This is a genomic window from Streptomyces sp. enrichment culture (genome assembly GCF_964273145.1).
Lineage (GTDB): Bacteria > Actinomycetota > Actinomycetes > Streptomycetales > Streptomycetaceae > Streptomyces.
Genome location: NZ_OZ186873.1, coordinates 6,475,309 through 6,488,145, shown reverse-complemented (window position 1 = coordinate 6,488,145; position 12,837 = coordinate 6,475,309). Strand labels below are relative to the sequence as shown.

Sequence of the window (12,837 nt, the reverse complement as noted above, 5' to 3'; positions counted from 1 at the left end):
GTCACGCGCCTCCCTGTCGTCCCCGTCGTCCGTCGCCCGCGGCGCGGGCCGCCCCGGGCGGGGCCGTGGGTTCCTCGTCGTCCTCGACGATCTCGTCGCGGAGCCTGCTCATCGCCGTGGGTCCCTTCGTCACGGCGGTCTCGCTGAGCAGCGAGCCGAAGACCGAGCCCCAGTCGACGCCCATCCGCTCCGGGGCGGCACCGCGCGCGGTCATCCTGGTGAGCGGGTCGAGCACGTCGACGACCCGGCGGGCCATCTCGGCCCGCGCCGCGTTCGCGGCCTCCAGCACCGCCGCGGAGAGCTGGGCGGCGGCCATGGTCCGGTACTTGCCGTCGAGGAACTCCAGGCTGGTCAGCTCCCCCTTCGCGCCGACGGAGACCCGCACCGACCGGTCCGCCGAGCGCGCGGTGGCCGACGCCGCGTCCAGTTCGGCCCGTGCCGAGGCCGCGGCCTCCTCCGCCGCCTTGAGGTGGGCCATCGCCTGGGCCACCCGGTCCTCCATCGACTGACTCATCCCGCTTCCCTTTCCCTCAGCGCCCCAGGGCCTGCGGCGCGCCGCCCTCGTCGGTGCCCCAGACGTCCTCGTCCTCGGCCAGCCACGTGGTCCGTTCCCTGTCCCCGCTCTCCGTCTGCGGCCTGTCCCCCGCCCCGCCCATGGGCCCCATCGGCGGCATGAAGGGCGAGCTGCTGCTGGTCTGCGTGGTCCTGGGGACGACGCGGTGCTCCTCGTCCTCGACCGTCCGCGCGGCGACCGTCCGGCCGGAGCGGCCGACCCCGGGCTCGATGACGGTCCTGGTCCGCTCACCGCTGCCACCGCCGGCCTCGCCGCCCGCACCGCGCGTCATCGGCGGGTACATCCCCGGTGATCCCGACCCCGTGCCGGTGTCGCCGGCGGAGGCGCCCGCCGGGGCGTCGCCGCTCCGCGGACGCCCGAGCGCCGAGGCGAGGTCGTCCTGGTTGTAGAGGTTGTCGTCGAACACGGAGGAGTACGCGGAGCCGGCGGAGCCCGTGGGGCCGCCCCCGTTGTAGGCGGAGAGATCGGGGGGCTGGGGAAGGTCGGCGATGCGCTGCCGGATCAGCTCGTCGATGTTCTTCTCACCGGCGCTGATCCGGTCGTACTCGGCCTGGATGTCGCCCATCCGCTGGTCGTACTCGGCCTTGGCGTCCTTGCGCGCCTGCTCGGCCCCGGTACGCGCCTCCTCGCGGTCCGCCTGGGCGTCGGCCTTCGCCCGGTCGTACTCGCTCCTGGCCTCGGCCTCGGCGGCGTCCGCCCGTTCGAGGGCCTCCCGCTCGGCGGCGTCGATCTCAGCGATCCGCCGGTCGTACTCCTCGCGGGCCTCTTTCCCGTCGGTGCCGGCGGCGATCTCCCGCTCGTACTCCCGGCGGGCCTCGGCGCGTTCCTGTTCGGCGTCCTGGCGCGCCTGGTCCCGCTGTTCCCGGGCTTCGGCCTTCTCCTGCTCGTACTCCCGTCGTGCCGCCGCCTCCTGGCGGTCGGCCTCCTGGAGGGCTGCCTCACGCTCGGCGCGGGCCTCGGCCTTCCGCTGCTCGTAGTCGGCCTGCGCCTCGGCCTTGGCGTTCTCGGCGTCCAGCCGGGCCTGCTGCTTCTCCTGCAGGGCCTCGCGGCGGGCCTCCTCCTGCTGGGCCTCCGCCCTGGCCCGTGCGTCGTCCTGGTCCTGCTCGGCGGCTTCCCGTTCGGCGGCGGCCTCCGTCCTGGCGGCCTCCTGCTCGGCCTTGGCCTCGGCCTTCTCCTTGGCAGCCTCCGCCTTCGCCGCCTCCTGCTCGGCCTTGGCCTCGGCCTTCTCCTTGGCCGCCTCTTCCTTGGCCGCCTCCTGCTCGGCCTTGGCCTCCGCCTTCTCGGCCTCCTGCTCGGCCTTCGCCTCGGCCTTCTCCTTGGCAGCCTCCGCCTTCGCCGCCTCCTGCGCTGCCTTCGCCTCCGCCTTCTCGGCCTCCTGCTCGGCCTTCGCCTCGGCCTTCTCCTTGGCAGCCTCCGCCTTCGCCGCCTCCTGCGCCGCCTTCGCCTCCGCCTTCTCGGCCTCCTGCTCGGCCTTCGCCTCGGCCTTCTCCTTGGCCGCCTCTTCCTTGGCCGCCTCCTGCTCGGCCTTGGCCTCGGCGCGGTCGGCTTCGGCCTGGGCCGCGGCTCGTTCCCGCTCCTTCTTCGCCTCGTCCTGTGCCTTCTGATTCTGCGCGAGGGCGAACGCCTGCTGCTCGGCGGCCTCCTGCTTGGCCTCGGCCTTCTCCTTGGCAGCCTCCGCCTTCGCTGCCTCCTGCGCCGCCTTCGCCTCCGCCTTCTCGGCCTCCTGCTCGGCCTTCGCCTCGGCCTTCTCCTTGGCAGCCTCCGCCTTCGCCGCCTCCTGCGCCGCCTTCGCCTCCGCCTTCTCGGCCTCCTGCTCGGCCTTCGCCTCGGCCTTCTCCTTGGCAGCCTCCGCCTTCGCCGCCTCCTGCGCCGCCTTCGCCTCCGCCTTCTCGGCCTCCTGCGCCGCCTTCGCCTCGGCCTTCTCCTTGGCAGCCTCCGCCTTCGCCGCCTCCTGCGCCGCCTTCGCCTCCGCCTTCTCGGCCTCCTGCGCCGCCTTCGCCTCGGCCTTCTCCTTGGCAGCCTCCGCCTTCGCCGCCTCCTGCGCCGCCTTCGCCTCCGCCTTCTCAGCTTCCTGCGCCGCCTTCGCCTCGGCCTTCTCCTTCTCGGCCGCCGCCTTGGCCGCTGCCGCTTCGGCCTCCGCCTTCTTCTTCTCGGCGTCGGCCTCCTCCTTGGCGGAGATCTCGGAGAGGGGGCGGTCGTCCCTGTCGGTGATGCTGGTGTCGAACGCCTTCTCGGCTTCCTTGAACGCCTTGTTGATGGCCACGATGGCCTCGGCGCCCTTCGTGCTGAGCCAGTCCTGCACCGACTGTTCCCAACGGCGCACCGCCTCGTCGGCGATCGCCTTCCACGTGGTCATGTCACTCGGCTTGCCGTACGACTTCTCCCCGATGACGATCTCGTTCCGGAAGCCGGCGGTCGACACCACGTAGTTGTGCCAGGTGGTGTACGGCCCGGAGCCACTGGACACCGTTTCGAAATCCGTCTTGTCGAACTGGTTGTCGATGAGGGTGAACCGGGCCTCCTGCAGCATGTCGTAGAGCCAGCGCTGCGGATTGCTCTCGGCCCTCCACGCCACCCAGGCGTCGCGCAGATTCTGCGCCTGCTCGAGGACGACGCCCTGGGCCGCGGCCAGCGCCCGGGCCGGCTCGGACGTCACCGTCACCGTGTCGATGGTGACCGCGGAGCCCCCGGTGCCCTTGCCGTCGAGCTGATCGGCGTACCCCTCGTAGTTCCGGGCCAGCTTGTGGATGAGCTCCTTGAAGATGGCGGCCGACGTGCCGTCCCAGGAGTCGCTGCCCTCTCCGATGTCCTCGGTGTCCCACTTGCCGATGGTGACCGCGCTGTCCTCGAAGAACTTGACGACCCGGTCGAACGCCTGGGCCGTCTTCGTGAAGGTGAGCAGGTCGACGTAGGTGCTGTCGCCCACCGTGATGCCGCGGTTCTCGAATCCGTGGGTGGAGTAGGGCCACATCGTCAGCTGATCGAGGGCGGCCTTGGAACCGTAGATGTACTGGACCAGGGCGCTGGTGTCCCAGTCGAGCTTCTCGCCTTCGCTGTTCGAGCCGCCCTTGTCCATCAGGACCTTGCTCGTCTTCTCGAACTTCGCGATCACGTTCTCCCCGCTCGGGGGCGCGGCCGAGGGCGTGGCGAGAAAAGTGATGTACACGCGGTACTGGTAGAGATGGCTGCCTTCGGAGACGTCCGTGCCGTTACCGGCCGGCTGGTAGTACGGGATGGTGTAGTTGGTGTTGTGCGTGCCCCAACCACCCGAGGACAGAAAACCCGACGAATAGCCCGGACCGCCCTCGTCCTCCACCCGGACGTGGATCATCGGGATGTCGTCGTTGCCCTTGAGGGTGTCGAACAACGTCTTCCGCTCCGGCAGAACGTAGCCGGTGAGCAGATCTACTGCTTTTTTCCAGTAGTCGTCGTTGTTGTCCTCGGGGTTGGCCATCGCCGAACTCCGCTACTCTTTCTCTTCGGTGCCACCCGGATTGTCGAGATCACTGTCGACATCCTCGAAGATGTCCATGAACTCGTCCGCGGTGATGTTCTCGAGGTTCTTGCCCTGGGCCTTGGCCAGCTCGTCGATCGTGTCCCACAGCGCCTGTTCGACGTCCTCGAAGAGGACCGTCTGGTCCTCCAGGATGCGCTCGACCTCGCCCGCGCCCTGCCGGATGACCTTGTTCAGGGAACCCCCGCCGACCAAGCTGTTCTCGTCGGCCATGGAGCCGAGGACGAGCGGTTTCGAGGACAGGATCGTCGTGGTCGAGATGCTGTCCGCGATGAACGAGATCGCCGGGCCGGCGGTCGGACTGTCCTTGAGGATGTTCTCCAGGGACGTCCGGAAGCCGTCGATCTGGTTGTTGATGAAATTCTTCAGGAACGTGCTGTCGAGGACCGTGACGGCCACGTGATCCCCCTTCCGTCACCGGCCGGCGTCAGCGGCTGCCGATCCTGATGTCGCCCCACCGCTGCGACAGGTTCTGTTCCGTGTGCCGGTAGTTGGAGGAGATCTCGGTGAGCAGACCGGAGTGGTTGGCGAGCAGGTTCTTGATGTTCTCGACAGCGTTGTCCCATTTCGCCTGGACCTCGCTGTAGACGTCCCGGTCGTCACCGATCCAGCTGTTCCGGAGTTCGGTCAGTTCCATCTCCAGGTTGGCCAGGATGCTCATGATCGCCTTGGACTGGCTGACCATGTCGTCCGCCGCACCTTCGGCATGGTTGTAGTCGACGTAGATGTAGCCGTCGGAGAAGTCCATCGGATTCCTCGATTCACCGGGAGAATGACGAGTGGGGAAGGGGCAGTGCCTGGCGGATGCGCCGAGGATCAGTTCGACGACGTGCCGGTGCCGTTGAGCTCGTCGAACACCTGGGTGGAGCGCGAGTACTCCGCGTCGATCGCGTCGTTGCTGGATCCCTGCACCAGTCCGTGTTCCCGAAGGGTGCCGTTGAGTTCGTCGATCATCCGGTCCAGGTTGATCAGGATGGTGTCGACGTGCTCGTCCCACTGCTCCAGCAACTTTTTGTACTTGCCGCCGTCCACGCCCCCGTAATTCGAGGCGAGCGTGTGCGACGTGGTCTGCACGTCCTGCTGACAGCGCTGAACACCGGAGAATGCCTGTTCCAGCGCCAGGATTCCGTTGCGGGTCGCGCGTTCTTCGGACTGCTGCATGGCCATGAGAGAACTTCCTTTTCGGCACAACTCACCGGGCTGCGGCCCTCATTTCACCCTGTGGGCAGACAGGGCTTCCCTGCGCTCACGGATGACGCGCCGGGGTCATGGGGTGGCCAGATGCTATGCAGGTCACAACTTGTTTGGCAATTGCCCGCTGGACCGCGAAGCCCCCTATCCGGAAGCTCAATTGAGCAATGACCCGGAATTTATGCCGCTCATGTGAGCGGCACGGTGAATCCGACCGGACACATCGGATATCTGCGCCGTCCGCCGGGGACCGCCGGGCACCCGACTCAACGCCCGGTGACCGGACGGACACCAAGAATTTCCCTTCCCGACGATCACCGGCGGGACCCGGCCGCCCGCTACCGCCCGGGACACCGCAGCGTCACCCGCGCCTCGCCCTCGGAGGCCGCCTCGGGGGTCAGGTCCGGGCCGCTGGGCAGCATGGCCAGCATCGGGGACGGCATCGTCCGCGCCTCGACGCCCTCGTAGCCCAGCGCCGTCACCGCCTCCTGGGACGGCAGCCGGTACTTCACGCCCTCGTCCGTCACCAGGTACGTGGTGTCGCCCAGTGCGCTGCCACTCGCGCTCAACGCCCTGACCAGCCCACCCTTTCCGGCCCGTACGGCGATGGAATCGACCCTCAGGCAGCCCGGTTCGACCTCGGGCGCCGGCGCCTGCACGGCCTCCGGCAGGGCGCTCCGCGGCAGCACCGAAGTACCCACCCGCACGCCGGAGTCCCCGGAGTCGACCTCGGCGCAGGCCACCGAGCCGGTGGCGGCGGTGACCGCCTTCGGCGGCGTCGCGGGCAGCCTCGCCGACTCCGCGCTCCGCGCGTCGGGGGCGAGGTGCCCGGCCAGGGTGTCCGCGCCGAGCGTCGCCACGGTCGCGGCGTCCCCGCCGTACGCCTCCTCCCGCGTGCGCGGGTCGCCCAGCAGGAGGGCGGCGCCGGTGTCGGTGAGGGGGACGAGCCCCTCCCGCGTGAGCAGGTGGTAGCGGTCGGCGGAGCCGGGGACGTCGACCTTGAAGAGCTGCCCGATCCTGGTGCTCCGGCCGGCCAGCTCGGGCCCCTTCCCGCCCCGGCCGGGCACCTCGGCGGGGGCCAGGTCGGGTCCCAGCGGGAAGGCGTCGAGGAACGCCGCGGAGACGGGACGCGGGGTGACGTCGCCGTACCCGAGGGCCTCGGCCGCCTTCGCCCGCTCGTCCAGCCGCAGCCGGCTGCCCCGCCACAGCAGGTACGTGGCGTCGTCGGGGCCGGTGACCGGCATGCCCTCGTCCTCGCCCAGGCGCCTGCCGCCGGGCACGTCCTGCGGGGTTCCGGTGCCGAGGGCGAGCGTCGTGGTCGCCGTGACGACACCCGTCGTCCGCGGCAGGACGTCCGAACACACCAGCCAGGGGCTGCGGTCCGGGTCGCCCGTGCCCGGCAGCGCCTCGGGCCCGTCGGGGATGCCGACGGGCGTTCCGTGCGGGGTGCCGGCCAGCGAGGACGTGCCCACCGTGGTGACGCCGACGTCGCCACCGGTGACCAGCCGGGCGGAGGCGTAGTTGCGCACCGGTCGCAGCCTCCCGTCCAGGTACAGGTAGCGCGCGCCGGTCTGCTTGTCGACGATCAGGTTCTCCCCCGAGCGCCACGAGTCGTTGCCGCCGGGTTTGATGAGCCCGAAGACGAAGGCGCCGGCGCACACCAGCACCGCGATGATCACGCCGATCGCGGCGCCGCGGTTGGTCCGGCCCAGCGGGCTCTCCGGGGCGTCCGGCTCGGCCCGCAGCATGGCCGAGGCCAGCCGCCCCATGACGAAGAGGTGCGCCTGTACTTGGTCGCGCTTGCTGTGCATGTCGCCGTTCTCCCGGGTCAGCCGTTGATGCCGCGGAGCCAGCCGTAGACGCCCATCGACCAGAGCGTCAGCGGCAGGATGCTGATGGCGGCGAGCGAGTGCAGCAGCTCGGCCGCGCGTCCCCAGTACGGGACGAGCCGCCGTCCGGGCACGGTCCACGAGGCGATGGTGATCGCGGCGGCCAGCCCCATCAGACCGGCCGTCAGGGTCAGCCGGTCCACCGGGGCGAGGGAGCGCGCGGAGACGAACAGCAGCAGGGCCGCGCCCCAGGCCCCGGCGCAGGTCAGCGCCAGTCGCTGCCAGACGTTGCCCAGCCCCCGGCTGTGCAGGAGCAGGAGGAGGGAGAGGGCCACGACGGTGAGGACCTCGGCGAGGCCCGGCGCTGCCATGAGGGCCGCCTGGCAGGGCAGGCAGACCAGGCCGATGGCGCCGTAGAGGGCGGTCATCCAGCCGTCCGCCAGCACGGAGCGCGCGTCGATGTCCGAGGAGGGGTACGGGTCGATGCCCTGCTGCAGTTGCTGGACGTTGGTCGGCAGGGGCGGCATCCGCATGCCTGCCAGCCGGAACGACAAGGCCGGGACGAACCCGCCGAAGAGCACCACCACGACGGCCACCACACCGGCCGCCTGCTCCGGCGCCAGGCCCAGGGTGATCAGTGCGGCGCCGAGCGCGCCCGCCGCCGCGACGCAGGCCGCTCCGATGAACAGCGCCGGGTGCACCCCGACTGCCGCCAGGGCGAGCACCGCGCCCGCGCAGCCGGCCGCGGACGCCGCCAGCAGCCGTGCGCCGAGGACGGCTTCGCCGTCGGCGCCGCCCAGGTCGCCGCCGGGCAGCAGCCAGCCCGCCAGGGCGAAGTAGGGGGCCGCCATGAGGCCGAGCACCGAGCCGGCTCCGGCGTCCCCGACGGCGCGGGAGGCGGAGCCCGCCCCGGCGATCAGCAGCAGTCCGGCGGCCGAGGCGGCGACGGCCCGCATCCAGCCCGCCGTGCCCGGCATGGCCAGCAGCACGATGCCCAGCGTGAGGGTGGCCGCGGCCAGCCCGCGCAGCAGCCGCCGGCCCGCCTCCGGGCTCCAGCCGTGCGGCCTGCGGCCCATGCCGTCGGCGATGCCGTCGACCAGGTCGTCGATGTGCACCTCGGGCAGTGCCTCGGTGCGCGGACGCAGATGAAGCTCCTCCCCGTCCCGCAGACCGAGGGAGTCCAAGGTACTCTCGGGGTCGAGCGGTGGACCGCCGAGGCGCTGGAGTACCCAACCTCCGTGCTCCAGGCCGGACTCCTCCAGGCCGTCCCCTCCGTAGCCGATCACCGTGGGCAGCAGATCGGCGACGGGGACGTCGGAGGGCACGGCCAGGTCGACAGTCCTGGCCGGAGCACGTACGGTGACGCGGCACAGGCTCGCCGTCTGAATCTCAGTCATGGGTTCGGGGTTCACACTTTCTGGCGGACCACGCGATGAGCGGTGGCTGGAAGGTGGCAGCGGCACACCGGCCGGTCGCCGAACGCGACGGAAAAGTCGGACGGGGCATGCGCCGACGAGTTTGACCGTACGCCGGGATTTTCGCAACACCGCTCGGGAATTTGGCGTCAAGGCACCTGCCGGCTACTTTCCCGACGCCGCCGCGCGGAACTCTGACCTTTTACGGAAAACCCGCGACGTTCCCGCGAGGTTTCTCCGGAATTCCTTCCGAAATCGCTGAGGAGGACGTTCGTTGAGCGTGATCCTGTTCCGCCGACCGGCCCGTCGCAAAGGGCCGGAAATGCCGTCGGGGGAACTGAGTCTTCAGGAGCCGCCCACACTTCCGGAAGTCGTGCCGGACAGTTCCGCGGTGTGGACGTACCTGCCGATGGCGCTGATGTCGGTCTCCATGATGCTGATGTTCATGCGGCCGGGAATGAGCCAGAGCAGTGGCGGGTTCGTCTACATCGCGCTCGGTGTGATGGTGATCGCGTCGGCGGGCATGATGCTCGGCCAGGTCATGCGCCGCAACGGGGAACGCAAGCAGCGGATGAAGGGCGAGCGCCGCGACTACCTGCGGTACCTGCGGCAGGCCCGGCGCATGGTGCGGGCCTCCGTCGTCGAGCAGCAGCGCGCCCTCGCCTGGCGCCATCCGGAACCCGACGCGCTGTCGTCGCTGGTGCGCAGCACCCGGCTGTGGGAGCGGCGGTCGTCGGACGAGGACTTCGCCGAGGTGCGGATGGGGGTGGGCGACCAGCGACTGGCGATGAAGCTGACACCGCTGTCGACCAAGCCCGTCGAGGACCTGGAGCCGCTGTCGGCGCACGCGCTGCGCAGCTTCACCCGGGCCTACTCCACCGTCAGGGACCAGCCCATCGCGATCTACCTGCGGGCCTGGTCGAAGGTGCTGTTCCGCGGGGACGAGGAGCGGATACGCGCCCAGGTCCGGGCCCTGCTCGCGCAGTTGGCGGTGTTCCACTCCCCCGACGACCTGTGGATCGCTCTGTGCGTCTCGGACGAGCGGCGTGCGGAGTGGGAGTGGGTGAAGTGGCTGCCGCACAGCCTGCACCGGCACGAGGAGGACGGCGCCGGACCGGCCCGCCTGATCGCCTCGGCCTTCACCGAGCTGGAGAACCTGCTCGGCGCCGAGTTCCTGGAGCGGCCGGGCGCCGACCCCGACGCGGTCCCGGGACGCGAGGAGCCGTACACGGTCGTCGTGATCGACGGCTGCACGGTGCCGGCCGGGCACCGCTTCGACGGGCACGGGTTCCGCAACGCGGTGGTGCTCGACCTCACCGGGGCGCTCGCGTGGAAGCCCGGCCGGACCACGCTGCGCCTGGAGGTGGACGAGGACGGTGTCGCGCTGGTGCGCACCGACCGCGACCGCAAGGAGCAGTCGACGGTGCTCGGCCGGCCCGACCGGCTGGGCACGGTGGGCGCGCTCGCGCTCGCCCGGCTGCTGGCGCCGTACCGGATGAGCGTGGGCGGCGACGACTCCAAGCCGCTCGCCGACGACGTCGAACTGACCTCGCTGCTGAACATCCCCGATCTGCGCCGGCACGACCCGGCCGCGCTGTGGGAGAAGGCGACCGGCAGCGCCCGGCTGCGGGTGCCGATCGCGGTGAGCGGTGAGGGCCGGCCCGTGGAGCTGGACATCAAGGAGTCCGCGCAGGGCGGCACGGGACCGCACGGCATGCTGATCGGCGCCACCGGCTCCGGCAAGAGCGAACTGCTGCGCACGCTGGTGCTGGGGCTGGCGCTGACCAACTCCTCCGAGACGCTGAACTTCGTCCTCGTCGACTTCAAGGGCGGCGCGACCTTCCTCGGCCTCGACGAACTGCCGCACACCTCGGCGGTCATCACCAACCTCGCCGACGAGGTGGCGCTGGTCGCGCGGATGCAGGACGCCCTGCACGGGGAGCTGATCCGGCGGCAGGAGCTGCTGCGCGCCGCCGGGAACTACACCTCCGCGCTGGAGTACGAGAAGGCGCGGCAGTCCGGGACGCCGCTGCAGCCGCTGCCCAGCCTGTTCGTGGTGGTCGACGAGTTCAGCGAGTTGCTCGCCTCGCACCGCGACTTCATGGAGCTGTTCGTGATGATCGGCCGGCTCGGGCGCAGTCTCGGGGTCCATCTGCTGCTCGCCTCGCAGCGGTTGGACGAGGGCCGCATGCACCAGCTGGAGAGCCATCTGTCGTACCGGATCGGTCTGCGGACGTTCTCCGCGATGGAGAGCCGGGGCGTGCTGGGTGTGCCGGACGCCTACAAGCTGCCCGCGCAGCCGGGCGCCGGTTTCCTCAAGAGCGGTGTCGACGCGCTGACCCGGTTCCGGGCCGCGTACGTCTCGGGGCCGTACCAGCGGCGCCGGGCCGTCGTGCGGGCGCAGGTGGCGCGTCAGGTGGTGCCGTGGACGGCGGAATGGGTGGTGCCGCGCGCGCCCGCGGACCCGGGCCCGGCGGGCGAGCCCGACGAGCCGGAGGGCGAGGGGGACGGCGGCGGGGAGACGCTGCTGTCGGTGGCGCTCGACCGGCTGCGCGGGGCGGGGCCGCCCGCGCACCAGGTGTGGCTGCCGCCGCTGGGCCGACCGGCCACCCTGGACCAGATCCTGCCGCCGCTGGCACCCGATCCGCGCTACGGCCTGACCACGGCCGACTGGCCGCTGCGGGGGCGGCTCACCGTGCCGGTGGGTGTCGTGGACCGGCCCTTCGACCAGCTGCGCGACCTGCTGACCGTGGACCTGTCGGCGGCCGGCGGCCACGTGGCCATCGCCGGGGGCCCGCAGAGCGGCAAGAGCACGCTCCTGCGGACCCTCATCACCGCGCTCGCGCTGACCCACTCTCCGCGCGAAGTCCAGTTCTACTGCCTGGACTTCGGTGGCGGCACGCTGGCCTCCCTGGACGAGCTGCCCCATATGGGCGGGGTCGCGGCGCGGGTGGACACCGAGCGGGTGGGCCGTACGATCGCGGAGGTCACCACGCTGCTCGCCCGGCGGGAGCGGTTCTTCCTGGAGCACGGCATCGACTCCATGGCGACGTACCGCAAGCGGCGCGCGGCGGGCGAGTTCCCCGACGAGCCGCACGGGGACGTCTTCCTGGTCATCGACGGCTGGGCCACCGTGCGCCAGGACTTCGACCGGCACATCGCCACGTTCAACGCGCTGGCCGCCCGCGGGCTCAACTACGGCGTCCACCTGATGGTCACCACCGCCCGCTGGGTGGAGCTGTCGTCCTCGGTGCGCGACCAGACCGGGACCCGGCTGGAGCTGCGGATGGGTGATCCCATGGACTCCCAGATCGACTCCCGGAAGGCGGCCGCGATCCCGCGCAGCGCGGGACGGGGCCTGACCTCGGACAAGCTGCACTATCTGGCGGCACTGCCGCGCGTCGACGGGGTCGAGGAGGCCGACGACCTCGCGGACGGGGTCGCGGGGCTGGTCGCCGCGATCGCCGAGAACTGGACGGGGCCGACCGCGCCCCGGGTGCGGATGCTGCCGGCGAAGCTGCCGGTCGAGGAGCTGCCCGAGGCGGAGGGCGAGAACGGCCTGCGGATCGCCATCGGCCTGGACGAGAACGAACTGGCGCCGGTGTGGCACGACTTCGCCGAGAACCCGCACATGATCGTGGTGGGCGACACGGAGAGCGGCAAGACGAACCTGCTGAAACTGGTCGCCCGCGGCATCACCGAGCGGTACACGCCGGCCGAGGCGCGGATCATGACGGTGGACTACCGGCGGGAGCTGGTGGAGAGCGTTCCCGAGGCGTACCGGCTCGGGCACGCCGTGTCCTTGGACATGCTGAGGGATCTGGTGGACGGGGCGGCGCGGGCGGTCAAGCAGCGGGTGCCCGGGGAGGACATCGCTCCGTCACGGATGCGGTTGTGCGACTGGTGGCAGGGGCCTCGGCTGTTCATCCTGGTCGACGACTACGACATGGTGGGCGGCGGGCCGATGACGCAGCCGTTCGCTCCGCTCCTCGACCACCTGGCGCTGGGGCACGAGGTGGGGTTGCACCTGGTGGTGGCACGGTCGTCGGCGGGCGCCGGGCGCGGGCTCAACGAGGCGCTGCTGCGGAGGTTGCAGGAGGTCAACACGCCCGGGCTGCTGATGTCGTGTCCGCCGAGCGAGGGGTATCTCTTCGGGAGCGTGAAGGGGCGGGAGCTGATCCCGGGGCGGGCGGTTCGGATCGCCCGGCGCAAGACCTTGCAGGTGCAGACGGGGCTCGTGGGGGACGCGTCCTGATGTGCCCCCGTCGGACGGCGGTCGGAGGACGGTGCGCGGCCCGGCGCTCGCGGGGTCGG

8 protein-coding genes are annotated in these 12,837 nt (G+C 71.2%); 1 reads left to right on the top strand and 7 read right to left on the bottom strand.

Going from position 1 to position 12,837, the window contains the following annotated elements; all coding sequences use genetic code 11:
* Position 1: 1 nt before the first annotated feature.
* The 7 genes from ACSU6Z_RS28665 to eccD form a co-directional block, all read right to left on the bottom strand.
* Positions 2-514, bottom strand: a complete 513-nt coding sequence (locus ACSU6Z_RS28665) for a YbaB/EbfC family nucleoid-associated protein (protein WP_437050018.1) — start codon at positions 512-514, stop codon at positions 2-4.
* A 16-nt stretch (positions 515-530) separates the two neighbouring features.
* Positions 531-4,028, bottom strand: a complete 3,498-nt coding sequence (locus ACSU6Z_RS28660; RefSeq protein WP_437050017.1) for an AAWKG family protein — start codon at positions 4,026-4,028, stop codon at positions 531-533.
* Positions 4,029-4,040: 12 nt separating this feature from the next.
* Complete coding sequence (locus ACSU6Z_RS28655) at positions 4,041-4,487, bottom strand: type VII secretion system-associated protein (RefSeq protein ID WP_437050015.1); 447 nt, start codon at positions 4,485-4,487, stop codon at positions 4,041-4,043.
* 28 nt (positions 4,488-4,515) lie between these two features.
* Positions 4,516-4,836: a WXG100 family type VII secretion target gene (locus ACSU6Z_RS28650; protein WP_437050013.1), complete on the bottom strand. Its 321-nt coding sequence runs from the start codon at positions 4,834-4,836 to the stop codon at positions 4,516-4,518.
* A gap of 68 nt (positions 4,837-4,904) precedes the next feature.
* A complete protein-coding gene (locus ACSU6Z_RS28645; RefSeq protein ID WP_437050012.1) occupies positions 4,905-5,255 on the bottom strand; it encodes a hypothetical protein in 351 nt (116 codons plus the stop codon).
* 362 nt (positions 5,256-5,617) lie between these two features.
* The gene (gene eccB, locus ACSU6Z_RS28640) at positions 5,618-7,090 is read right to left on the bottom strand and encodes a type VII secretion protein EccB (RefSeq protein ID WP_437050010.1); all 1,473 of its coding nucleotides are present in this window, start codon (positions 7,088-7,090) and stop codon (positions 5,618-5,620) included.
* A gap of 17 nt (positions 7,091-7,107) precedes the next feature.
* The gene (gene eccD, locus ACSU6Z_RS28635) at positions 7,108-8,505 is read right to left on the bottom strand and encodes a type VII secretion integral membrane protein EccD (RefSeq protein WP_437050008.1); all 1,398 of its coding nucleotides are present in this window, start codon (positions 8,503-8,505) and stop codon (positions 7,108-7,110) included.
* A 340-nt stretch (positions 8,506-8,845) separates the two neighbouring features.
* Here eccD and eccCa point away from each other — a divergent pair, with 340 nt between their 5' ends.
* The gene (gene eccCa, locus ACSU6Z_RS28630) at positions 8,846-12,778 is read left to right on the top strand and encodes a type VII secretion protein EccCa (RefSeq protein WP_437050524.1); all 3,933 of its coding nucleotides are present in this window, start codon (positions 8,846-8,848) and stop codon (positions 12,776-12,778) included.
* Positions 12,779-12,837 lie beyond the last annotated feature (59 nt).